This window comes from Curtobacterium ammoniigenes NBRC 101786 (assembly GCF_001571045.1).
In the GTDB taxonomy this organism is placed as follows: domain Bacteria; phylum Actinomycetota; class Actinomycetes; order Actinomycetales; family Microbacteriaceae; genus Curtobacterium; species Curtobacterium ammoniigenes.
Window position 1 is genome coordinate 343,438 of sequence record NZ_BCSV01000001.1, and the last position, 24,233, is coordinate 367,670.

General features: G+C 68.3%; 14 protein-coding genes and 1 tRNA gene. 12 read left to right on the top strand and 3 right to left on the bottom strand.

Annotated features, from left to right (window positions below):
* Positions 1 to 85 precede the first annotated feature (85 nt).
* Together CAM01S_RS01545 and CAM01S_RS01550 are read left to right on the top strand one after the other, a co-directional pair.
* Positions 86 to 3,280, top strand: a complete 3,195-nt coding sequence (locus CAM01S_RS01545) for a UrvD/REP family ATP-dependent DNA helicase (RefSeq protein WP_066515193.1) — start codon at positions 86 to 88, stop codon at positions 3,278 to 3,280.
* Positions 3,277 to 6,558 carry an ATP-dependent helicase gene (locus tag CAM01S_RS01550; protein ID WP_245631498.1) on the top strand — a complete coding sequence of 1,094 codons (3,282 nt, stop codon included), beginning with the start codon at positions 3,277 to 3,279 and terminating at the stop codon, positions 6,556 to 6,558. Before CAM01S_RS01545 ends, CAM01S_RS01550 begins: the two co-directional genes overlap by 4 nt.
* Before the next feature lie 85 nt (positions 6,559 to 6,643).
* Here the strand turns inward: CAM01S_RS01550 and CAM01S_RS01555 are convergent, their stop codons facing one another.
* Complete coding sequence (locus CAM01S_RS01555) at positions 6,644 to 7,645, bottom strand: phosphotransferase (RefSeq protein WP_066515196.1); 1,002 nt, start codon at positions 7,643 to 7,645, stop codon at positions 6,644 to 6,646.
* A gap of 157 nt (positions 7,646 to 7,802) precedes the next feature.
* Here CAM01S_RS01555 and nudC point away from each other — a divergent pair, with 157 nt between their 5' ends.
* Together nudC and CAM01S_RS01565 are read left to right on the top strand one after the other, a co-directional pair.
* Entirely contained in the window at positions 7,803 to 8,738 is a 936-nt protein-coding gene (gene nudC, locus CAM01S_RS01560) for an NAD(+) diphosphatase (protein WP_066515197.1), read from the top strand.
* A 12-nt stretch (positions 8,739 to 8,750) separates the two neighbouring features.
* On the top strand, positions 8,751 to 10,478 hold the full coding sequence (locus CAM01S_RS01565; protein WP_066515203.1) for an ATP-dependent helicase: 1,728 nt from the start codon (positions 8,751 to 8,753) through the stop codon (positions 10,476 to 10,478).
* A gap of 855 nt (positions 10,479 to 11,333) precedes the next feature.
* On the opposite strand, the gene CAM01S_RS01570 is transcribed toward CAM01S_RS01565, so the two are convergent.
* A complete protein-coding gene (locus CAM01S_RS01570; protein WP_066515207.1) occupies positions 11,334 to 12,710 on the bottom strand; it encodes a zinc-dependent metalloprotease in 1,377 nt (458 codons plus the stop codon).
* 101 nt (positions 12,711 to 12,811) lie between these two features.
* Between CAM01S_RS01570 and CAM01S_RS01575 the strand changes: the two genes are divergently transcribed.
* From CAM01S_RS01575 to CAM01S_RS01610, 8 genes are all read left to right on the top strand, one after another.
* Positions 12,812 to 13,921 carry a YlbL family protein gene (locus tag CAM01S_RS01575; protein WP_157071340.1) on the top strand — a complete coding sequence of 370 codons (1,110 nt, stop codon included), beginning with the start codon at positions 12,812 to 12,814 and terminating at the stop codon, positions 13,919 to 13,921.
* A 144-nt stretch (positions 13,922 to 14,065) separates the two neighbouring features.
* Positions 14,066 to 17,119, top strand: a complete 3,054-nt coding sequence (locus tag CAM01S_RS01580; protein WP_174520400.1) for a UPF0182 family membrane protein — start codon at positions 14,066 to 14,068, stop codon at positions 17,117 to 17,119.
* Positions 17,120 to 17,174: 55 nt separating this feature from the next.
* Positions 17,175 to 17,251, top strand: a tRNA-Met gene (locus CAM01S_RS01585).
* Between the two features lie 149 nt (positions 17,252 to 17,400).
* Entirely contained in the window at positions 17,401 to 17,799 is a 399-nt protein-coding gene (locus tag CAM01S_RS01590) for a DUF1304 domain-containing protein (RefSeq protein WP_066515217.1), read from the top strand.
* Positions 17,800 to 17,959: 160 nt separating this feature from the next.
* The gene (locus tag CAM01S_RS01595) at positions 17,960 to 19,201 is read left to right on the top strand and encodes a DUF2254 domain-containing protein (RefSeq protein WP_066515221.1); all 1,242 of its coding nucleotides are present in this window, start codon (positions 17,960 to 17,962) and stop codon (positions 19,199 to 19,201) included.
* Between the two features lie 160 nt (positions 19,202 to 19,361).
* On the top strand, positions 19,362 to 20,015 hold the full coding sequence (locus CAM01S_RS01600; protein ID WP_083527628.1) for an acetate uptake transporter: 654 nt from the start codon (positions 19,362 to 19,364) through the stop codon (positions 20,013 to 20,015).
* Between the two features lie 31 nt (positions 20,016 to 20,046).
* Positions 20,047 to 22,017 (top strand): acetate--CoA ligase, encoded by a 1,971-nt coding sequence (acs, locus tag CAM01S_RS01605; RefSeq protein ID WP_066515224.1) that lies wholly within the window; start codon positions 20,047 to 20,049, stop codon positions 22,015 to 22,017.
* Positions 22,018 to 22,071: 54 nt separating this feature from the next.
* The gene (locus CAM01S_RS01610) at positions 22,072 to 22,878 is read left to right on the top strand and encodes a carbon-nitrogen hydrolase family protein (protein WP_066515227.1); all 807 of its coding nucleotides are present in this window, start codon (positions 22,072 to 22,074) and stop codon (positions 22,876 to 22,878) included.
* A gap of 117 nt (positions 22,879 to 22,995) precedes the next feature.
* On the opposite strand, the gene CAM01S_RS01615 is transcribed toward CAM01S_RS01610, so the two are convergent.
* Positions 22,996 to 24,192 (bottom strand): aminotransferase class I/II-fold pyridoxal phosphate-dependent enzyme, encoded by a 1,197-nt coding sequence (locus tag CAM01S_RS01615; RefSeq protein WP_066515228.1) that lies wholly within the window; start codon positions 24,190 to 24,192, stop codon positions 22,996 to 22,998.
* Positions 24,193 to 24,233 lie beyond the last annotated feature (41 nt).

Genomic DNA, 24,233 nt, shown 5'->3' on the forward strand with positions numbered 1-24,233 from the left:
CATCTGCCTCGGCCGGGGCGTTCGCCTCCGGCGCACTCGCGCGCGGTGGCCCCTGCTTGTCGGCGGCGGCCGATACGGTGACGCCGTGCTCTCGACCGTCTCCGAACCGACCGCTGCGCACGAGCACTCGGCGACCGACGGCGCGTGGATCGCCGATGCAGCACAACGGCGTGTCATCGACCTTCCTGCCGGTCGCCACGCGGCCGTCATCGGTGCTCCGGGCTCCGGCAAGACCACGACCCTCATCCGACTCGTGCGCGCTCGGCTCGACGCGGCGTTCGTGGATCGCGGCGCCGACGCGTCCGCGCCCGGTCTGCCGGTGCTCGCGCTGACCACGTCGCGCCAGGCCGCCACCGCATTGCGAGACGACCTCGCCGCCGCGATCGGACGGGTCACGAACGGTGCGCTCGCACGAACGATCAACGCGCTCGCATTCCACATCGTCGGACACGAGCGAGCATTGCGCGGAGCCGAGGCGCCTGTCCTGCTGACGGGACCCGAACAGGACGCGATCATCGCCGATCTGCTTGCCGGCGACATCGCGGACGCCACGGGCCCGCAGTGGCCCGACCACATCGGGCCCGCCGTGCGGGAGCGGGCCGAGTTTCGAACAGCGCTCCGCGACCTGATGATGCGAGCGACTGCCGCATGGATCGAGCCAGAGACGATGCGCAGCCTCGGTGCGCTTCATGAGCGCGACGAGTGGATCGCAGCGGCCGCGTTCATCGACGACTACCGCGCCGCAACGGCGCTCTTCCGTTCGTCGCACCTCGACGCGGCTGCACTCGTCGCGTTCGCCACAGCGGCCGTCGATCGCGGGGTGCTCCCACCCGCCATGCACCAGACCGAGCTCGTCGTCGTCGACGATGCCCAAGAGCTCGTGGACGGCGAGATCGATCTGCTGCGTGCGCTCGCGCGCCGCGGCATTCAAATCGTCGCCTTCGGCGACCCGGACATCACGGCCGGGGCGTATCGCGGTGCCCAGCCCGCATTTCTCGGTGGCTTCGCGGCTCGACTGGGTGCCGACAGCGCAGAAGAAATCATCCTGCGGTCGGTCTATCGTCATCCGGCACCGATCCGCGCAACCGTTCGGGCTATCACAGACCGGATCGGCACCGCAGCCGCCGGCGCACAGCGCCGGGCCGTGAGCCCTGACGCGCAGTGCCAGTCCGCGCCTGGCGGTGACCCTGATGGCCGCAACCGGTCCGACCGGAGCACACTCCGTTCCGCCGCCGCGCCCGTCGTGCATCTTGCGTCGCCGACCCGATCGGTGCTCATCGGCGCAGTCGCACGCGTCCTTCGCGAACGCCACCTCTACGACGGCGTCCCCTGGGACCGAATGGCGGTCGTCACGCGGAGCAGCGCGGCGATCCCGGACCTCGTTCGCGCGCTCGCCGCATCGGAGGTTCCCGCGACCGCGGCGTCTGCGGCAGCGAGGCCGCGGTCCGACGCCGTGGTCGCAGCCTTGATCGATGTCGCCGCGGTGGCGCTCGGCCTCGTCAGCCTCGACGCGCCACGTGCGGTGCAACTCCTGCTCGGCCCGCTCGGCGGCCTGGACGCCCTCGCGCTCCGCCGACTCCGGCTCGCGCTCCGAACCGAGGAACTGGCCGGCGGAGGCCGCCGATCCCCGGACGAGCTCCTCGTCGAGGCGCTGGAGGGGCCCGATCGCTTCGTCACCATCGATGCTGGATTCGCTCGGCGGGCGGGGCGCTTCTCCGCAATGCTGGCGACTGCTCGCGAGGCCGTCGTCGCGGGCTCGACGGCCGAGGAGATTCTCTGGAGCATCTGGGACCGCAGCGGTCTCGCTGGCGCGCTCGGCGAGCAGTCGGCGTCCGGTGCGAGCGCTGGCGCGGAGGCCGATCGCCATCTCGACTCCGTCGTCGCACTGTTCGCCGCCGCACGCCGGTTCGCCGAGCGCGATCCCGATGCGCTCGCTCGCTCGTTCTTCGACGAGATCCTCGGCTCAGACCTGCCCGAGGACGCGATCGCGCCGCAGCACAGCTCGGACAGAGTCCGCGTGCTCACGCCGGCCGCCACCACCGGACTCGAGGTCGACGTGGTGGCCGTGCTCGGACTGCAGGACGGCACCTGGCCGAACCTGCGGGTCCGCGGCAGCCTCCTCGACCCCGACGGTCTCGTCCGCGCTGCGCGCGGCGAGTCGACCACCGTCGAAGACGACCGAGCCTCCGTGATTCACGATGAGCTCCGGCTCTTCGCGCGGGCGGTCTCACGCGCGCGCTCGCAGGTGCTGATCGGGGCCGTCGTCAGCGACGACGAGGCGCCATCTCCGTTCCTGCGGCTCGTCGACGTGCCGCCGGAGCGGGTCAGCGAATCGTCGGCCCTCTCGCTCCGCGGCGTCGCAGGAACGCTTCGCCGTCGCCTGGTCGCTTCCGGCGACCGGCACGCCGCCGCTGCCCTCGCACGCCTCGCCGCAGAAGGCGTGCCGGGAGCCGATCCTGCTGACTGGTGGGGAACCGCCGAACTGACAACGGACGCTGCCCTCGCCGACCTCACGTCCGCACCGGTCGCCGTCTCACCGTCGCAGATCGAGGCATTCGAACGATGCCCGCTCCACTGGTTCTTGAACAAGTACGGCGGCGGCGCCCCGACCGCGGCGATGGGTCTCGGCACGATCATCCATGCCGCTCTCGAGGAAGCCACGAGCGCCGATGCGGAATCGCTCTGGGGCGTGGTCGAGCGCCGCTGGCACGAGTTGCAGTTCGAGTCGCCGTGGATCGAAGCCCGCGAACGCCGCCGCGCCAGACGGATGGTCGACGGCCTCAGCGACTACCTGTCCGTCGCCGAACGTGAGGGCCGAAGCGTCATCGGCGCCGAGATCCGCTTCGCCGTCGAGCACGGTGCTGCCGCGCTCCACGGCAGCATCGACCGGATCGAGGCGCACCCGGACGGATCCCTGAGCGTGGTCGATCTGAAGACGGGCGCAACGATGCCCGCGATGCCGAGCATGCCCACGCACGCACAGCTCGCCGCGTACCAGTTCGCTGTCCGAGAGGGCGCGGTCGATGGAGCCCCGGTCGGCGCGCCACTCCGTGACGCGCGACTCGTGTTCGTGCAGAAGTCCAATCGATCGCGGCATTTCAACGAGCGCGTTCAGCACGGGTTCGACGACGAGCAACACGCCGAGTTCGGTGACCGCCTCCAGCGCGTTGCGGCAGGAATGGCGGACCGCACCTTCATCGCCAAGGTCGACGAGCACTGCACCGCAGATCAACTCGGTGCGCCGTGCTCGGCGCACATCGTCGGGGAGATCACGTGGTGACCGACACCGCCGCGACGAACGCGCCCCGAGCCTCCGATGCGTCCCTGCGCTACACCGCCCTCGACATCGCCGAGGCGCTTGGCATGCCGGCCCCGACACCGCAGCAACGTGCTGTGATCGAGTCGCCACTCGAACCGGCGCTCGTCGTCGCGGGCGCGGGGAGCGGGAAGACCGAGACCATGGCGGGCAGGGTCGTCTGGCTGCTGGCGAACGGCTTCGTCGAACCGGATCAGGTTCTTGGCCTCACGTTCACGCGAAAGGCAGCCGGAGAACTCTCGGCCCGCATCGGCCGCCGCATCGCCGGGTTGGAGGCTGCGGGCCTCATCCCCGCGACCGACGCGTTCCAAGCGCCCACCGTCTCCACCTACAACGCGTTCGCGAACACTGTCTTCCGCGAACACGCGCTCCTCGTCGGCCGGGACAGTGAGTCCCAGGTCCTGTCCGAGCCATCGGCGTGGCAGCTCGCACGGAGCGTGGTCGTCGGATCGAGCGACGACCGGCTGGCTGCCCTCGAACGGTCGGTCGACACGCTGACGCGCGCGGTGCTCGACGTGAACGGAGCAGCCAGTGAGCACCTCGCAGACCTCGGTACCCTCCGGGCCTTTTCGGAGCAGTTCCGTCAGGTCCTCGCGCTGCCCGACGGGGCCAAAAGCACGATCCGCCCCGCGATCCGCGACATGGTGAAGGCGGTGGATGCCCTCGAGCCGCTCGCAGACCTCGTCGACGCGTTCCGCCGCCGGAAGATCGAACGCGGGCTCGTCGAATTCTCGGACCAGGTGGCGCTCGCGCTCGCAGCGGCAGACGCGGCGCCGATCGTCGCATCTCGGCTCCGGGCGCGATTCGGGGTCGTTCTTCTCGACGAATACCAGGACACTTCCGTCGTGCAAACGCGGTTCCTCGCGCGCATCTTCGCGGGCACACCCGTGATGGCCGTTGGCGATCCGCACCAGTCCATCTACGGTTTCCGCGGCGCCAGCGCCGCGAACCTCGCACGATTTCCCGCCGACTTCGGCGCGAACGCGTGCGAATCGAACGCGACATACGCGCTGTCGACGAGCTGGCGGAATGCGGCGAACGTGCTCCACGCGGCGAACGTCATCGTCGAACCGCTTGGAGCGACCGTGAGCGCACCCGTCGAAGCGCTCACCCCGCGTCCTGCCGCGCCTGACGGGGCGGTTGAGACCGTCTTCACCGAAACACTGAGCGAGGAGGCGCAGTCCGTCGCTCGGTGGTTCGGTGGCTACCGACGCAAGCACCCGGATGGCTCGATGGCGCTGCTCATGCGCTCCCGGACCGAGCTCCGCACGTTCACCTCAGCGCTCGACGCCGAAGGCGTTCCGCATCACGTGCTCGGCTCGGGGGGATTGCTCCTCCGGCCCGAGATCGTGGATCTCACCAGCTGCCTTCGCGTGCTGCATGACCCTGCGGCCGGAAACGCGCTCATCCGGCTCATGGCGGGAGCGCGATGGCGGATCGGTCCCGCTGACATCGCGGCGCTCGCCGACGTCAGCCGGTGGCTCTTCCATCGAGACCACGCCCACCAGCCGCTGGACGACGCCGTGCATGATGCGTTGCGCGCATCCGTCGCCGCAGGAGAGCACGGGTCGCTCGTGGACGCCCTCGACTTCGTCGCGACTGCCCCGGACGACCACCGCGCGATCGCGACGATCAGTGCGGAGGGCCGATCGCGCATGCGTCGCTTAGGCTCGTCGCTGGCCCGGCTCCGCACGCGAGCGCGGGGCGACCTCGTCGAGTTCGTCTGGCAGGTTGTGCGCGACATGCAATTGGACGTTGAACTCGCGGCCCACGAGGGCGCAGACGCCCGGGGGGTGGACGCGTTCTTCGACGCGCTCTCGAGCTTCGTCCAGACCGACGACCGGGCCGATCTCGGGTCATTCCTCGGATGGCTTGACGCCGCCGGCAGGAAGGATGACCTCGGGCCGCGCTCCGAGGAACCGGAGCCGGGGTGCGTGCAGATTCTCACCATTCACGGGGCGAAAGGCCTCGAATGGGACGCGGTCGCCGTCGTGCGCATGGTGGAGGGCGGCCTCCCGGGCGCATCGAACGAGGGGGCAACCGGCTGGCTCCGACTTGGGTCGCTCCCGTACGCCTTCCGCGGCGACGCCTCGGAACTGCCGGTCTTCGGATGGCGATCCGCGACGAGTCAGCGTGAGCTCATCGCCGCGCTCGACCGATTCAAGTCGGAGGTCGCCGCGGGTCACGAGCAGGAGGAACGTCGGCTCGCGTACGTCGCCATGACGCGGGCCAGGGATGCGCTCCTCCTATCCGGATCCTTCTGGGGGCGCGGCAAGCGAGCCAAGACCCCGAGCAGATATCTCCGGGAGCTCGCTGCCCGATCCGTCATCGACCCGGATGCCGTGCCCGAGGCGTCGGCGCACGACGAGAACCCGATGGCGGACCTCGCGCTCACGGCTCCGTGGCCGAACGACGGCCTCGGCGGTCGTGCTGCTCGGGTGCATGCAGCCGCGGACGCCGTCCGATCAGCTGCACCCGGTGACGACGACGGACCGTACGGCGCGGACATCGATCTGCTGCTGGCGGAACGGTCGGCGAGTCTCAGCGGAACGACGACGGCGCACGTGCCGCATCGAATCCCTGCCTCCGGATTCAAGGACTACCTGCACCGCCCGGACGAGGTCGCGGCCCGTATTCGGCGACCGCTGCCGGATCGCCCATACCGGGCGACGCGGCTCGGCACGCTCTTCCATCGCTGGGTCGAGGAACGAAGCGCTCCGAGCGGCACCGTGGAACTCCTGGACGCGTGGCCAGACGAGCTCGACGATGCGGCCGAGGCGCCAGATGCCGAGACCGAAGCCAGCGTGCTCGACGACGACGAAGCCACGCGGCTCAGAGCGTTCCAATCGACGTTCGCCCGTTCGAGGTGGGCGGATCGAACCCCGATCGATGTCGAGCGCGAAATTCACATACCGTTTCTCGGGCACAGCGTGGTCTGCAAGATCGACGCCGTCTACGAGACCGCGACCGGGTGCGAGATCGTCGACTGGAAGACCGGGCGGCCGCCGTCCGGCGCGCGGGAGCTCGACGAACGATCGCTCCAGCTCTCGCTCTATCGGCTCGCGTACGCCGAGGCGACCGGCCGCTCCCTCGACAGTATCGACGCCGTGTTCTTCTACGTCGCCGCAGATCAGGAGATTCGCGCGACGTCCCTCCTGGATCGAGCCGCGCTCGAGGCGCGCTGGCGCGGGGTGTTCTCGCAGGAACGGTCCCCGGCTGGAATCCGCCTGATCGACGGCTGACGCCGACTCCGCTGCGTCAGCGGCCAGCGCTTGCGGCCGAACTCGCTGCGTCAGCGGCCAGCGATCGCGGCCGACCGTGCTGCGGTCAGCCGTGCCGGCGCTCAGTCGTCGAGAGCAACTCTTCGACCTCGCGGATCTCCATCGTGTGAACGTGCTCCGCCTCGATCGGCGTCGCCGCGTCCGCATCGACCACGGCCGCGAGCCGCTGCATCATCGCTACGGCGTCGTCGACGATCTCGGTCCGCTTCACCTGCACGCCGTGCAGAAGCCAGCCCGCGGTCTCCAGCTCGTGGTACAGCCGCGCACGCTGCCCGAGTTGACGGTCGCGTCCGCCGCCGTTCGACGTATATGCGGCGAATACCGCGCTGGTCGTCCGGTCATCGCGGATCCCGAGCACCCACGCCAGATCCTTCGCGGGGTCGCCGAGCCGGAGGTCGCCCCAACCGAGGACCCCGGAGACCGTGCCGCCGCGCACCAGCAGACTCGACGCGTCGAGCGAGCCGTGCACCACGGTCGGCGTGAACTGCCAGAGCTGCTGATCCCGCGCAGCGTGCTCCCAGCGCTGCTGGAGGGCAGCGGGAACGAGCTGGGTGGCAACGGCCCGGTCCATCGTCGTGACCGCACCGCGCAGGATTTCGAACGGCGTGAGCGACGGCAGGCCGGCATCGCTGACAAAACTGGTGGGGAGCCCATGGATCGCCGCGACGGCGGCGCCGATCGAGGCGGCGAGCGTCGGACTCGTCGGCAGGGCGCGCGGGTCCAGATGGTCGCCGTCGACGAACGTCGTCACGATTGCGCGCGTCGATCCGATGGGCGCCTGTCCGATGTATTCCGGAACGGCGAACGGGAGGCGCGTGCGGATTCCGGCGCTCAGCGCACGGATGGCGACGAGGTCGGCGGACTGCCGCGCTTCCGCCCGCTGAGACCGCGGGCGTCGGATGACCGACAGCGCGCCGTCCGCGTGCTGCAGAAGCGCGGACTCATAGTCCCCGTCGCGGACCGAGCCGAGCACCCCGGCACCGGTCACGACGAGCTCCGGGACAGCCGTCGTCGCGAGCGCGGCTAGAGTGAACTGGGATCCCGCCATGCGGTCCAGGGTAGGTCGTCGGGTGTCGCCCAGCCGGTCGCCACGCTGAAGCGGGTGAAGGGTCCGGTCAGTCGCCGCATCGCTGGGCGCCGAGCCGCCGGAGCCGTCCGGATCGCGGCACGCGACCCTGAGCCGAGACAAACGACAAGGAGTCACTGTGACCGCTGCGTTCGCCGCTCGACTGCCGCTCGCGCGGAACGCACTGGACCGGGACGCTGAGTACCGCGACCGGCCGGACGCGATCGAGCAACTGCTCGGCGATCCGGAGACGCGTGTGCTGCCGGTCCGTCGCGGATCGCTGCTTCGTACGACGTCGGGTGCGCTTCGCTTCGTCGCGCCCGCGGCGGTGCCGGACGACGCCGTGATCGTCTATCTCGGCCGCGCGCTCGCTGACGAGTCCGATGCTCCGGCCGGAACCCGGTTCGTCGCCGCCCTCGTCGACGACGCGGCCGCGCGGGCGATCGAACCCGATGACAACGCGTGGGAGAGCCTGCGCATGTTCGGCACCGAACTCTCCGCCCGAGACTCGGGCATCGCTGTCGAGGCGGTGGCGATGGCGAACTGGCATGCCGTGCACGGCTTCTCGCCGCGCTCCGGCTCGGCTGCTGTCGTTGAGCGTGCCGGATGGGTTCGGCGGGACGCCGAGGGCCATGACGTGTTCCCGCGCACTGACGCGGCGATCATCGTCGGCGTCACGGATCGGCAGGATCGCATGCTGCTCGGCTCGAACGCGGCCTGGGAGACCGGGCGATACTCGGTGCTCGCCGGTTTCGTCGAGCCCGGCGAGTCGCTCGAGGACGCCGTTCGCCGTGAAGTCTGGGAGGAAGCCGGCATCCGATTGAACGAGCCGGAGTACCTCGGGTCGCAGCCGTGGCCGTTCCCCGCCTCTCTGATGCTCGGGTTCCGCGCCCGCGTTCGCGATGGTGACCCGGAGACGGTTCGACCCGACGGTGTCGAGATCACCGACGTGCGCTGGTTCTCACGGGCGGAGATCGCCGCAGAAGCGGGGACGAGCCTGCATCTGCCTGGCCGCGCATCCATCGCTCGCGCGATCATCGAGGAATGGTACGGCGCACCCATCGACGCACCGTGACGGGGGTACGCAGTGGTTGACGCGCCTCCGAGTCCGGACGCGCTGCTCGCCGGGCTCGACCCGGACCAACGAGAGGTCGCGAAGGCACTGCTCGGTCCGGTCGCTGTTCTGGCCGGTGCGGGGACGGGCAAGACGCGCGCGATCACGCATCGCATTGCGTACGGGGTCGCGACCGGCACCTATGCGCCGTCGCACGTGCTGGCGCTGACGTTCACGAGCAGGGCCGCTGGCGAGCTCCGAGGCCGGCTGCGTCAGCTCGGCGCAGGACAGATCTCCGCGCGCACGTTCCATGCGGCCGCGCTCGCGCAGCTCGCATACTTCTGGCCCGACACCGTGGGCGGTTCGGCCCCTCGGATCGTGGAGGCGAAGGGACGCTTGATCGCGCACGCCGCCGACACCATCGGCTTGCGCGTGGACACTGCGGTCCTTCGCGACCTCGCGGGAGAGATCGAATGGCGCAAGGTCGAGCGCCGAACCCTCGACGAGTACGAGGCGGCTGCGGCCGATCGGACGCTTCCCACCGGCCTGTCGCCGGCGCGCGTCGTCGACCTGATGCGTGCCTATGAGCGGATGAAGGACGACCGTCGGCAGCTCGACTTCGAAGACGTCCTGCTCGCAACCCTCGGAATGATCGAGACGGAGCCACGAGTGGCCTCCGCGGTGCACGCGCAGTACCGGTTCTTCGTGGTCGACGAGTATCAGGACGTGTCTCCGGTGCAGCAGGATCTGCTCCGCGCGTGGCTCGGCGATCGTGACGATGTATGCGTCGTCGGCGACGCCAGTCAGACGATCTACTCGTTCGCCGGAGCTACCTCCGACTATCTCCTCGGATTCCATCGCGCGTTCCCGCGGGCGAACGAGATCCGGCTCGAGCGGAACTACCGATCCACCCCCGCCATCGTGTCGGCGGCGAACCGGCTGATGCGGGGTCGTGCGGGCGCGCTCGAGCTCACGTCGCAGGCGCCGGACGATGGGCCCGCTCCCGCGATCCTGGCGTGCGAGCACGACGGCGCCGAGGTCGCGGCCATCGCCTCGCGCCTGCGCGAGCTGATCGACGCCGGCGCCTCGCCGCGGGATTGTGCCGTGCTGTTTCGTGTCGGAGCCCAATCGGCCGCGATCGAATCGGCGTTGCAGCACGCGGGGATCCCGTATCGCGTGCAGGGCGGGCAACGGTTCTTCGACCGGCCGGAGGTGCGGCAAGCGGTGCTCCTCATCCGCGGCGCAGCGCGGAGCATCGTCGGCGAGCCGCTGACGAAGTCGGTCTCCGACGTCCTGCGATCGCTTGGGTGGACGTCCGCCCCGCCGGAGGGAGCTGGCGCGGTCCGGGAGACGTGGGAGTCCCTCCAAGCGATCATGGGGCTCGCCGAAGCGGCGGGCGATGCCTCGTTGGCGCAGTTCTCGGCCGAACTCGTCGACCGGCAGAACACCCATCACGAACCCGAGCTCGAGGCGGTGACCCTGTCGACGCTGCACTCGTCGAAAGGGCTGGAGTGGGGCCATGTCGTGATCGCCGGAGCTGTCGAGGGGCTGCTGCCGGTCTCCCATGCGACCACGGAGGCTGCCATCGCCGAAGAACGTCGGCTCCTGTACGTGGGCATCACCCGCGCGCGCCGCTCGCTGACCGTGACCTGGTCGCGCCGGGGCGGGATCCGTTCCGGAGATCGTGCACCGAGCCGATTCCTTGCGGACCTGCACACAGACAGTCCGGGTGCTGGGCGACCGGGACCCGGACTGCCGTGAGGCTCGCTCGATCCAGGACCAGCTGACCTGTCCCGGAGTCGGACCGGTCGTCCGTCGAATGCGGGTGGGGGAGCGGCCTGGCCGACGGCAACCGATTCGGACCCGTCAGGAAATCAAGCACCTCGGCGGCGGCGCGCGTCGCGACCACACTCACGCGATAGGGAGTGAGCGGTGCGGCGCGCCGCCCGAGGAGCTGCGTGGCGATCGCGGGCCACGCGCCGTCGGCGGCCGCGTGCCGCAGCTCCAAGCAGTGCAAGCACGGGCCGTGGTCCGGGTCGAGGATCGGCCCGATCCGCACGGCGCCATCGCCGATGACCACCGGCAGATGCGGGACACAACTGCGGGTCAGCGCTGAGCGGACGCGCGGAGCGATGACGTGTTCGGCGACGACGACGCTGAGGTCGCCGTCGTACGCGGCGACCGCGCTCGCATCATCAGCAGCGAGACGCCGAACGTCGACCGACTCACCGGCGAGCATCTCGACGATCGCGTCCGCGGCCGGATGGGCTCCGATGATCGCGGTCGCCGCGGGCATCGGATTCGTCGTCTCGGTCAAGGCCGGGGCAGCGGCCCGCAGCGTGCGCGCGGCGCTCATCGGATCGCACCCGTACTGCTGCGCGACAGCGGCAAGCGCTCCCCGCGCCGTCTCCGTGCGAAGCGCGGTGAGGAACCGCTCCGCGGAGGCATCGGGCACGGACACGATCGCGCGGGCCGGGTCGGTCCCGAGCTGCATGGTGTACGGGTCGCGCCAGACAAGCTCGAGGGTCGGATCGATGCGAATTCCCATCGGACGAGCGTGTCGGACCAACGCGGCCGATCACGAGCCTCCCCGGCGAACTGTGGAGAACGTTCGCCTCAGCGGCCCGATGCGCCCGGGCCCTCGTCCGCGGAGCCATCCGAGCGCTCGTGCGGTCGGTCCCCGCTCTCATCATCGAGGAGCTCTTCGATCGCGCGGTCGATCGCGTCATCTTCGGTGCCCGGGTCACGAAGCCGAGCAACGAGCGCGCCAGGCTCGTCGATGTCCTCAGAGGTCGGCACGAGATCCGGGTGCGACCACAGTGCGTCGCGCTGTGCCCGTCCGAGGTCGCTTGCGAGGCGCTGCCACATCGTCGCCGCCTCGCGGAGCCGCCGTGGACGAAGCTCGAGCCCGACGAGCGCCCCGAGAGCGGACTCGGCCGGCCCACCGGTCGCCCGGCGGCGCCGGACCATCTCGGCGATCGCGTCCGCGTGGGGGAGGCGCGCAGTGGCTTCGGCCGTCACCGTGTCGACCCAGCCCTCGACCAGCGCGAGCATCGTCTCCAGCCGCGCCAGCGCAGCCTCCTGCTCGGGGGTCTTCGGCGGGATCAGGGCGCCTGACGCCATCGCCTCCTGCAACTCCTCGGCGTTCGACGGATCGAAGCGCATCGCGAGGTCCTGCACCGCGTCGGCGTCGATGTGGAGACCACGCGCATACTCCGTGATCGAGGTGATGAGGTGCAGACGCAACCATCGGGCCGATCGGAACAGCCGTGCGTGCGCGAGCTCACGGACCGCGAGGTAGATGCGGACCTCGTCGACGGGGATGTCGAGTCCTTCGCCGAACGCATCGACGTTCTGCGGGACGAGCGCGGCCTCCTGCTCGTCGAGCAGCGGAATGCCGACATCGCCCCCGGAGACGACCTCGCTGCTCAACTGGCCGATCACCTGTCCGAGCTGGAGCGCGAACAGCGCGCCCCCGAGCGATCGCATCATCCGGCTCGGATCGCCGAGCATGCTCCGCAGCTCTTCGGGGGCCTGTTGATCGATCACCTCGGTCAGCGCGTTGGCGATGCTCGATGCGACCGGCTCGGCGAGCTGCGCCCAGGTCGGCGTCGTCAACGCAGCCCATTGTTCGCGCGTCAGCAGGCGGGGAGCGCTCGTCAGCTCGGCGACGTCGGTGACCTCATCGAGCCAGAGTGCGGCGACCTGAAAGGCCTGCATGAGCGCGTTGGAGGTCGCGGGGTCGAGCGCACGCTGGTCCTCGCGAGCGATCGCGGACGCGCGGTCCTTCGCTGCGTCGAGGTCGATCCCGTCGCCGCGGTACTGCATCGCCGACTGCAACTGGCTCATGAGGCTGGCGATGAGCGCCGGGTCGGTGGGGAGTCCCGCCGCGCCGGCGAGCTGCTGCGGGTCGATGTCGCCGTTGCCGGACAGCATCCGCCGAAGCATCTCGCGGAACTCTTCCTCAGGTTCGCGCTGCTCGTCATCAGCCATGCCCACTACGCTAACCGCTGGTTCATCCGCCGGCGCCGGGTTCGCGCGCGGACGGGCCTCCCAGCCCTGCGCCGTGGGCGAACACCCTGGAAGGAGCTCCGTTGCCGTTGTTCGTGACGCCGCCTGTCGAGCGAATCAGGTCCCGAACGATCGGCTGGACGCTGCTTGCGATCGCCGCGATCATCGCGATCGTCGTGAGTGCGCTCCCAAGCCCCTACGTCATCGAGCTGCCCGGACCGGTGTTCAACACGCTCGGCGCCCAGACGATCGGCAGCGGCAGTTCCGCCAAGAAGATCGCGCTCATCAAGGTCTCCGGACATCGCACGTATCCGACGTCCGGTGCACTCGACATGCTCACGGTGAGCATCGATGGAACCGCCACGCAGCGGCCCTCGTGGCTGAGCGTGGTCCGAGCCCTGCTCACGCCGTCGGAGGCGGTGATCCCGGCCACGGCCATCTATCCGCCCGGGCAGACGACGCAGCAGGTCAACCAGGCGGACCAGGCCCAGATGACCGACTCGCAGCAGTCGGCGATCGCCGCCGCGCTCATCCACGCCGGATACTCGGTTCCCTCCATCTTGACGGTCGCCCAGGTGCAAAGCGGATCCGCCGCGTCGGGCGTCATGAAGCAGGGGGATGTGATCGAGTCGGTCAACGGGACGTCGTTGACGACCGACAGCGACACGACGGTTCTCCGAGACCTCGTCGCGAAGAACGGCGCGGGGAAGCCCGCCCAGGTCGTCGTCAAGCGCGACGGGGCGGATATCCCGCTGACGGTCACGCCGAAGCTGTCGGACGGAGCGCCGCTCCTCGGCGTCGTCGTCTCGGAACGGTTCCGGTTCCCGTTCGACGTGTCGATTCAGCTGCAGAACGTCGGCGGACCAAGCGCGGGCATGATGTTCGCGCTCGGGATCATCGACACGATCACGCCGGGATCGCTGAACGGCGGCAGGCATGTCGCGGGTACCGGCACGATCACGGCGGGCGGCCAAGTCGGCCCGATCGGCGGAATTCGCCAGAAGTTGTATGGAGCGCGGGCTGCCGGAGCGACCGTGTTCCTCGCGCCGAAGTCGAACTGCAACGAGGTCGTCGGACACATCCCCTCCGGGCTCAGCGTGTACGCGGTCTCGACGCTCGACCAAGCGGTCCACGACCTCGACACGATCGCGGCGGGTGGGAGCACGGCGGGACTCGCCCGCTGCTCCTCGTAGCCGATCCACAGCCTCCTGATGGGAGGCCCGTGGTGCGTCCACAGGCAGGTCACGTCCAGGGTGCGACCGGTGCGCTGCCCGTAGGATCGGTGGTCTGACGGCCCGCTCCGGCGGGCGCCGGTACCAACGTCTGGAGCACTACTCGTGACGAATCCGTCGTCCACTGCCGAGCGGCGATCCCCGCGCGTTCCGATCATCGTCACGATCGTCGTGCTCGCGGCGTTGGTCATCGCGTTCTTCGTGTTCGCGAGCCTGTACACCGACTTCCTCTGGTACGCGCAGCTGGGGTTCCAGCAGGTCCTCACGACTGAGTGGCTCGCGGGCACCGGCATGTTCTTCGCAGGCTTCTTCGGCATGGCGGTCCCCGTCTGGGCGAGTATCGCGCTCGCATACCGATTCCGGCCTGTCTACGCGAAGCTCGGCACCCAACTGGATCGCTATCAGCAGGTGATCGAGCCGCTCCGACGGGCAGTGATGTTCGGTCTCCCGGCCGTTCTCGGGCTGTTCGCGGGCCTGGCGACCGCACCGCGGTGGAGCATGGTCCTCGCGTACTTCAATCGGACCCCGTTCGGCACGAAGGACCCTCAGTTCCATCTCGATATCTCGTTCTACGTCTTCGAGCTGCCGTTCTGGCGCGCGATCGTCGCGTTCGCCTCCGCGGTCGTGCTGCTCGCCGGCATTGCTGCGATCGCTGCCACCTATCTGTACGGCGCCCTCCGAATCGGCGGACGCGAGCTCCGCGTATCGCGTGCGGCGCGCGTGCAATTGGCCATCACAGCGGCCGTGTACGTCGCGCTTCAGGCGGTGAGCCTCTGGCTGGATCAGTACGCGACGCTGACGCAGAACAATTCGCTCATCACCGGTGCGCAGTACACGCAGGTGAATGCGACGATTCCTGGCCGGCAGATCCTCGCCGGGATCGCCGCAATCGTGGTGGTGCTCTTCGTGGTCACGGCGATCGTCGGGCGCTGGCGGGTCTCGGTCGTCGGTACCGGACTGCTGCTCGTCTCCGCGATCGTCGTCGGTGGCATCTATCCCTGGGTCGTGCAGCGGTTCCAGGTGGCGCCAAGCGAGCGGAGCTACGAGGCGCCGTACATCCAGCGGAACATCGACGCCACCCGTGCGGCGTACGGCGTGCAGAACGTGAAAGTGCAGCAATACGACGCGACGACGAAGACCCCCACGGGTGCGCTCGCGAACGATGCGCAGACCACGGCGAACATTCGCGTCATCGATCCGAACATCGTCAGCGAGACGTTCAGTCAGCTCCAGCAGTCCAAGCAGTTCTACTCGTTCCAGAACACGCTCGACGTCGACCGCTACCCGATCAACGGCAAGAGCACGGACGCGGTGGTCGGCGTCCGCGAGCTCGACCTCAGCGGTCTCCAGGGCAGTGCGACTCCGTATAACCGGACCTTCGTCTACACGCACGGATACGGGCTGGTCGCCGCCTACGGGAACCAACGCACCAGCGATGGCAAGCCGATCTTCTTCGAGTCCGGAATCCCGACGTCAGGCAAGCTGTCCCCGTATCAGCCTCGGGTGTACTTCGGCGAGGGTTCTCCCACCTACTCGATCGTCGGTGCTCCCTCGGGAACCAAGTCGATCGAATACGACTACCCGTCGGGCAACGACAGCGGCTCCGGAAATGCCACGACCACGTACCAGGGCAGCGGCGGCCCGAGCGTCGGAAACTTCTTCAACCGCCTCGTGTACGCGGCGAAGTTCCAATCGGAGCAGATCCTGCTCTCGAATGCGATCAACAAGGACTCGCAGATCCTGTACGACCGGAACCCGATCGAGCGCGTCCAGAAGATCGCTCCGTACCTGACGCTCGACCACGATGCGTACCCGGCCGTGGTGAACCACCGAATCGTGTGGATCGTCGACGGATACACGACGAGTGACAACTACCCCTATTCGGACAGCCAGAGCTTGACCGACAGCATCAATGGGACGAGCAGCGGCGCATTCAGCACCAACCAGGTCAACTACATCAGGAACTCCGTCAAGGCCACGGTTGACGCGTATACCGGGAAAGTCACCCTGTACGCCTGGGACACGACCGATCCGATCCTGAAGACGTGGCAGAAGATCTTCCCGTCCACGATGAAGCCGATGACGGACATGAGCGCCGCACTGCTCGACCATGTGCGGTACCCGACCGACCTCTTCAAGGTCCAGCGCACGATTCTCGCCACCTATCACGTGACGAACGCGACATCCTTCTACTCGCAGGAGGATGCGTGGGTCACGCCGGACGACCCGACCAAGGGCAAAGCCGCGTCGACGACCACGGTGAACGCGAACGGGACCGTCACGACGACGCCTGGGAGCGGTACCCAGCAGGATCCGTACTACCTCACGATGAACGTGCCCGGGCGGGGCGAGGCGTACTCGCTGTACTCCACGTACATACCGCAGGGCTCGAACGCGCGAAACCTCCTGACGGGGTATCTCACGGTCAACTCCGACGCGTCGGGGGCTGGAGCCGGAAAAAAGGCGTCGGGATACGGGGAGCTGACGCTGCTCACGATCCCGAAGAGCGACAACATTGCGGGGCCGGGCCAGGTCCAAGCGAACTTCAACGCGGATCCGACGGTCTCGAACGAGCTGAACATCCTGAAACGGGGCGACAGCACGATCGAGCGCGGGAACCTCCTGACACTGCCCGTAGCCGGCGGGTTCCTGTACGTCGAACCCGTGTATGTCAAAGCGTCGTCATCGTCCTCGTCGACGTCCTATCCGCTCCTACAGAAGGTGCTCGTCGCGTTCGGTGACAAGGTCGCCTTCAACGACACCTTGAACCAGGCGCTCAACGCACTCTTCGGTGGGAACTCCGGCGCCACCGCGGGCGACCAAGGGGCGTCGTCCGGTGGGGGAACGTCGAGTAGTGGATCCGGCGGTTCATCCTCCGGCTCGGGTTCCTCGTCCGGTTCCGGGAGTGGGGCCAGCAGTTCGAGCGGCTCGGGGTCGGGCTCGTCGAGTTCCCCCGCGACGAACAAGGCGTTGCAGCAGGCGCTCGCGGCAGCGAACGCCGCACTGCAAGCGCGCCAGCAGGCCTACGCAAGCGGAAATCTGGTCCAGGCGGCGCAGGAAGACGAGAAACTGCAGAAAGCGATCGCTGCCGCTGTGGCCGCCGAGCAAAGCGCAGCGGCGACTCCGTCGCCCTCAGCGTCGGCGTCCGCGTCGGGCTGAGGGCGGCGCTCGATTCGACCGCTCCGCGCTGCCGTGCTAGGCTCTTCAAACGTGCCGCGGGGTGGAGCAGTTCGGTAGCTCGCTGGGCTCATAACCCAGAGGTCGTAGGTTCAAATCCTGCCCCCGCAACCAAAAAGGCCCCCTGATCAGGGTTTTCTGATCGGGGGGCCTTCCTCTTTCCCTGCGGGCTGGGGACTGCGGGCTGGAGACCCCACCTGGCGCCGCCAGACAACTGAACCGCATGCCAAGCTCGTCGAGCCACGATCCGCGGAAGGCTTCGGATGCTCCTTGCAGGCATTATTCTCGCTGGCCTCTCGGCCGCGCTCCACGTCGTCATCTTCTGGCTCGAGTCGGTGGTATGGGGAAGCCCCCGTGCCAACCGCACCTTCGGTGTTGCAGCGGCAGACGTCGAGACGACGCGTGCACTCGCGTTCAATCAGGGTTTCTACAACCTGTTCCTCGCCGTCGGAACGTTCGTCGGAATCGCGGCCGTGGGTATCGGCGCGGTCACCGTCGGCGTGACCCTCGTCGTCGTGGGGACCGGATCGATGCTCGCTGCAGCCTCCGTGCTGTTCTCGTCGAGCCCGAATCTCCGGCGAGCAGCAGTCGTGCAGGGGTCGCTTCCAGCGCTCGCACTGCTCGCAACCGTCATCGCCATCGCGGTCGTGCCCGGAGGGTAGATCGGCACTCGCCACGGACTTCTGCGGATCGCCCACGGTAGCCACGGACCTCCGAGGATCGCCCAGGGGCCACGCTTCGCCGACGACCAGCCAGCGGGCCATCCGTCGGCAACGACCTGCTGCGTGTACGCCGGTTGCGCCGAATGGATTGACTGATCGTATGCACGGTCTGTCACTGCGCGTCCGCGAGTCGTTCTGGTTCCTCCCGGCGCTGTTCGGCATCGGCGCAGTCGCGCTCGCCGAATTGATCGTCCTGCTCGATCGCGTCCTCATCGCGCACGGCGCAACGCAGCTCTGGTTCATCGACGCACTGAGTGCGAGCGGAGGCCGGTCGATACTGACGACCATCGGAACGGCGATGCTCACCGTCGCGGGGACATCGTTCTCCATCACCATCTCGGTGCTTGCCACGACCTCGTCGACCTACGGGCCGCGGTTGGTTCGAAACTTCATGGCAGACCGGGCCAATCAGTTCGTCCTCGCCGCGTTCACGTCGACGTTCCTCTATGCGATCGTCGTCCTTCGCAGTGTGCACACCGCCGTCGACGGACAGGCGTTCGTCCCGGTGATCGCCATTCACGTCGCGGTCCTCTTGAGCATTGCGGACGTCGCCATCCTCGTGTTCTTCATCCACCACATCGCATCGAGCACCCAGATCACCTCGCTCCAGCGACAGGTGCAGACGGATCTTGAGGACGCGGTGCGCGAGGTGTACCGCGATGGCACTGATTCCGACGTGCGTGTCGACCCGGTGGAGCTCGCTGACGGTGCGTGGGTGCTCGTTGGCGCACACGAAGACGGGTACCTGCAATCGGTCAGGTGGGAGCGGCTCCGAGAGTGGGCCACCAGCCACGACACGGTCATCGACATGACCGCGATGCCCGGCGACTACGTGATCTGCAATGATCCGATCTTCCGGATCGCGGTCAGCGCAGCGCTTTCGGCGAAGGACAGAGCTGCGCTCGTTTGCGACGCTTCCGCGCTCGCTCGGGCGGCGAGCATGATCGGCACGGCCCGAACCCCGTATCAGGACGTCGGCTTCGCGCTGCAGCAGCTCGTGGAGATCGCGGTTCGGGGGCTCGCAAGCGGCACGAATGACCCGTACACAGCAGTCAGCGCGCTCGATCTCGCGGCGACCGCGCTCGTCCCGCTCTGGCGTTCCGGTCAGCCGATCACCGCCTACTGCGACGGCTCCCGGACGCCGCGGGTGATTTCGCACTGGCCCGAGGCGCAAACACTCATCGGCACCGTGTTCGACGGCGTCCAGACCTACGGAACCGAGCACCCCATCGTCGTCGCAGCAGCCGTGCGGCTCGCAGAGCGGCTGGAGGCGGCGGCGCCGACCGCACGTCGCGGAGCCCTTCTCGAGACGATCGCGAACCTCCGGAGCGCTCGCGGCTGACGTCGGTCGCGCTCACATCCGCCGAACGGACACGCCGGAACACTCCACAACGCCGACACGGCAAAAAGTGACGTTCGCCCTGTTGCGCTCCACCACAAACCTGGGCGTATGCTCCGTCTCCAGTGGAAAGCAATGGAGCTTTCCGGTCGAAGGAGACATCATGTCGTCGGCACCACTCACCTCTCGTCACAGCAGCAGCGTCGGTGAAAGCCCGGCCGTCATTCCGCAGAGCGCACCGCTCGAGAATGCCGCGCCGGCGGTTACCCCGTTCGCGGATCCGGGGCCGCTTGGCTTGGCCGCGTTCGCACTGACCACGTTCGTGCTGAGCTTTGCAAACGCCGGGATCATCCCGACTGCCGGCGCAGCCGTCCTCGGCCTCGCGGCGTTCTATGGCGGCCTCGGCCAATTGATCGCCGGCATTTGGGAATTCGCGAACAAGAACACGTTCGGCGCGACCGCATTCTGCACATACGGCGGATTCTGGCTGGCCTTCTGGTATCTGGTCTCGACCAAGGGAGACGTCGCCGCTGGTGGAAGCGGCGTCGGTATCTTCCTCATCGGGTTCGGCATCTTCACGCTCTACATGACGATTGCGGCCACGAAGACGAACGGCGCCCTCATCGCGGTCTTCGCATTCCTGACCCTGACGTTCTTCGCCCTGGGAATCGGCGCCGCCGCAGGCAGCTCAGCACTCTCTCACATCGGCGGGTACCTCGGCATCATCACTGCGCTGCTCGCCTGGTACACGTCGTTCGCGATCGTCACGAACTCCACGTTCAAGCGCATCGTCCTACCGGTCTTTCCGCGGCCCTGAGCGGTGAGCGACGAGCAAGAACGGATCCCGAATGAGTGACATCGTCACACCAACACTCGACAATCTCTCCGAAGAATCCCGCACCTTTCCGCCATCCGACTCGTTCGCCGCAGCTGCGAACGTCACTGCGGACGCGTATCGGGAAGCCGACGCAGACCGCCTCGGCTTTTGGGCCGAACGCGCGAGGAGACTCGACTGGGCAACACCCTTCGAGCAGGTGCTCGACTGGTCGAACGCTCCGTTCGCGCGTTGGTTCGCCGACGGGCGTCTCAACGTGGCGGTCAACTGCCTCGACCGCCACGTCGCGGCGGGGCTCGGAGATCGGGTGGCCTTCTACTTCGAAGGCGAACCCGGCGACAGCCGGACGATCACCTACCGAGAACTGACCGACGACGTCTGCAGGGCGGCGAACGCACTCACCGACCTCGGCGTGCGGGCCGGGGACCGGGTGGCGATCTACATGCCGATGATCCCCGAGACAGTGGTCGCCATGCTCGCCTGTGCGCGGCTCGGTGCGCCGCACACGGTGGTATTCGGCGGGTTCTCGTCCGAGGCACTCGCGACACGCATCCTCGACTGCGACGCCCATGTGGTCATCACCGCTGACGGCGGCTGGCGCCGTGGATCGGTGGCGCCGCTGAAGCCCGCGGTCGACGACGCACTTGCACAGTGCCCCGACGTCGACGCCGTGCTCGTCGTCCGCCGCACCGGCAACGACGTCGCGTGGACCGAGGGACGCGATCACTGGTGGCACGAGACGGTCGACCCTGCCTCCCCGCACCACGACCCCGAGGCGTTCGACGCCGAGCATCCGCTCTACGTCATGTACACGTCGGGCACCACCGGGAAGCCGAAGGGCATCCTGCACACCTCAGCTGGATACCTCACGGGCTGCTCGTGGACGCAGTACGAGGTGTTCGACGTCAAACCCGAATCCGATGTCTACTGGACGGCAGCGGACATCGGCTGGGTGACGGGTCACTCGTACATCGTGTACGGACCGCTGTCGAACGCGACGACCAGCGTGCTCTACGAGGGCACCCCGGACTTCCCGGATAAGGACCGCTGGTGGTCCATCATCGAGAAGTACCGGGTCAGCATCCTCTACTGCGCGCCGACCGCGATCCGCACCCACATGAAATGGGGTCACGAATACGCCGCTCGGCACGACCTCTCCTCGCTGCGCGTCATCGGCAGCGTCGGCGAGCCGATTAATCCCGAGGCGTACATCTGGTATCGCTCGCACATTGGCGGTGACCGGACTCCGGTCGTCGATACATGGTGGCAGACCGAGACCGGCTCGATCATGATCAGTCCGCTCCCTGGCGTGACCGCGGGAAAGCCTGGCGCCGCGATGACACCCCTCCCTGGGGTCAGCGCCGACGTGGTCGATGACGACGGCAACTCCGTCCCGAACGGCTCCGGCGGGTATCTCGTGCTCACGGAGCCGTGGCCGAGCATGCTGCGCACCATCTGGGGTGACGACGACCGATATCGCGAAACGTATTGGTCGCGGTTTCCCGGTCGGTACTTCGCCGGTGACGGTGCGAAACGCGACGCGGACGGGGACATCTGGCTGCTCGGTCGTGTCGATGACGTCATGAACGTCGCCGGGCATCGACTGTCGACCACGGAAATCGAGTCGGCACTCGTCGCGAATCCGAAAGTCGCGGAGGCTGCCGTCGTCGGACGCGCCGACGAGACGACGGGGCAAGCGGTCGTGGCGTTCGTGATCCTGCGTTCCGAGGCCGGCGACGGTGGTCCTCACGTGGCAGCGGAGCTTCGGGACTGGGTGGCGAACCAGATCGGAAAGATCGCCCGACCGGCACAGATCATGGTCGTCGCCGAACTGCCGAAGACCCGTTCCGGCAAGATCATGCGGCGGTTGCTGCGCGATGTCGCCGAGAACCGGCCGGTGGGCGACGTCACCACGCTCGCCGACACCACGGTCATGGAGACAATCCGGTCCGGAATGGCGAGCTCCGCGAATCAGGAGGACTGACCGGCCGTCCAGGATCACTGAAACACCGCCAGCCGCGCCCCGTACGCTCGACGCATGCCGACGCTTGCGATCGCGATCCTCCAGTTCACTCCGGGCACCGATCCGGATGCGAATCTGCGCGAGATCGAGAACGGGGCGCGGCGTGCGTCGGCGGCGGGGGCGCGCCTCCTGATCGCTCCGGAATACAGCGCGTTCTTCGCGCCGACCCTCGATACCGCCTATCTGGAGGCTGCCCAACCGCTCGACGGCGCCTTCTGCTCCGGACTTGCGTCCTGTAGCGCGGCGACGGGCATCACGATCATCGCTGGGATGAACGAGCGCGCCGACCGCGCGGACCGCTTCTGGAACACCCTCGTGGTGGCCGACCCAGCGGGCGGTGCCGGTGTCGGCTATCGGAAGGTTCACCTGTACGACGCATTCGGTGCGCGCGAATCGGAGTGGATCGAGCCCGGCGATCCGGCACAGCTCCCGGTCATCGAGATCGAGGGCGTCCGCATCGGCCTCGAGACCTGCTACGACCTGCGGTTCCCGGAAATCTCGCGTCGGCTCGCGGGGGAGGCAGCGGTCGACGCCATCGCAGTGCCCGCCGAATGGGTCCGCGGCCCTGGCAAAGAGCGGCACTGGAACACGCTTCTGGCTGCGCGCGCGATCGAGAACACGATCTGGATGCTCGGCGCCGGTCAGTCCCCACCGATCGGCATCGGGTGCTCGGCAGTCGTCGCTCCCGACGGCACGGTTCGGGCCGCGGCGGGCGCCGAGCCGGAACTCCTGTTCGCGTCGATCGATACGGAGGCTGTGGCTCGCGTCCGGCACACCAACCCGTCGTTAGCTGCGCGCCGGTACGCCATCGCACCGCGCTGATGCCGGCCCGGAGCGCACCGCGCTGACGATAGCCCGACCGTGCTGCGCTGCCAGCACCCCGGAGCGATCGAACCGCACCGCCCGCACGAGCGGGCGACGGGTCGGAACGCCATCCTGTCACGCAGCCAGGCGGCCCAACCGTTCGACCGCTTCGTGGAGGACGCGCTCCCGCTTGCAGAACGCGAAACGCACGAGCGACGTGAAATCGTCCGCATGGTCTGGGCGCACGAACGCAGTGACCGGGATGGCGACGACGCCGACGCGTTCCGGGAGCAGACGGCAGAACTCGCGCGCATCGGGGAACCCGAGGGGTCCGGCGTCGGCGATGACGAAGTACCCTGCGTCGGGAGTGAAGACGTCGAAGCCCGCGCCGCGGATTCCGTCGGCGAGCACCGCATGCTTCGCGGCGAGGGCACTGGCAATGCCGCCGAAGACGGCGTCCGGAAGGCGAAGGCCGGTCGCGATCGCCGGTTGAAATGGCGCGCCGTTCACGTAGGTCAGAAACTGCTTCACGGCGAGGACGCCCTCGATCAGCTCGGACGGGCCGGTGATCCACCCGATTTTCCAGCCCGTGGTGCTGAACGTCTTGCCGCCGCTGGAGATCGTCAGCGTTCGATGCGCGGCACCGGGCAGGCTCGCCACCGGTACGTGCGGCGCGCCGAAGGACAGATGCTCGTAGACCTCGTCGGTGAGGATGAGGGCATCGTGCTCCTCGGCGAGCTCGACGATCCGCTGCAGCACGTCCTGCGGGAAGACTCGACCGGTCGGATTGTGCGGGCTGTTCACGAGGATGACGCGCGTGCGGTCGGTGATCGCCGACGTGAGCTCATCGAGATCGGGGAGGAAACCAGGACTGCGCAACGGCACGGTCACGTGCTCGCCGCCAGCCAGTGCGATGAGCGCGCCGTACGCGTCGTAAAACGGTTCGAATGTCACCACCTGATCGCCCGGTTCGACGAACGCGAGCAGGGCTGCAGCGAGGGCTTCCGTCGCGCCAGCCGTGACGAGCACCTCCCGCTCCGGGTCGAGGTGGAGGTCGTAGAACCGCGCCTGGTGCTCCGCGATGGCCTCGCGGAGGTCGGCGGTGCCGCGCCCCGGGGGATACTGGTTCACCCCGTCGGCAATGGCACGACGTGCGGCGTCAAGCACTTCGGCAGGGCCGTCCTCATCGGGGAATCCCTGACCGAGATTCACCGATCCGGTCGCCGCAGCGCGAGCGCTCATCTCGGCGAAGATGGTCGGAACGGGCGCACCATCGGTGCCGAGCAGCATCGCTCCAGCAGCCGCTCGGCGCCATGGACCGGAGGTTCGCATGGATCTCCCATCAAGATCATCGGCTTGGTGCCTACGGTAGC

Excerpts from the sequence above, each read along its gene's own strand:
- CAM01S_RS01555 (WP_066515196.1), bottom strand. The coding sequence starts at position 7,645 with ATGGCGGGATCCCAGTTCACTCTAGCCGCGCTCGCGACGACGGCTGTC.
- CAM01S_RS01570 (WP_066515207.1), bottom strand. The coding sequence starts at position 12,710 with ATGGCTGATGACGAGCAGCGCGAACCTGAGGAAGAGTTCCGCGAGATG.
- CAM01S_RS01590 (WP_066515217.1), top strand. The coding sequence starts at position 17,401 with ATGCTCCTTGCAGGCATTATTCTCGCTGGCCTCTCGGCCGCGCTCCAC.
- CAM01S_RS01595 (WP_066515221.1), top strand. The coding sequence starts at position 17,960 with ATGCACGGTCTGTCACTGCGCGTCCGCGAGTCGTTCTGGTTCCTCCCG.
- CAM01S_RS01600 (WP_083527628.1), top strand. The coding sequence starts at position 19,362 with ATGTCGTCGGCACCACTCACCTCTCGTCACAGCAGCAGCGTCGGTGAA.
- acs (WP_066515224.1), top strand. The coding sequence starts at position 20,047 with ATGAGTGACATCGTCACACCAACACTCGACAATCTCTCCGAAGAATCC.
- CAM01S_RS01610 (WP_066515227.1), top strand. The coding sequence starts at position 22,072 with ATGCCGACGCTTGCGATCGCGATCCTCCAGTTCACTCCGGGCACCGAT.
- CAM01S_RS01615 (WP_066515228.1), bottom strand. The coding sequence starts at position 24,192 with ATGCGAACCTCCGGTCCATGGCGCCGAGCGGCTGCTGGAGCGATGCTG.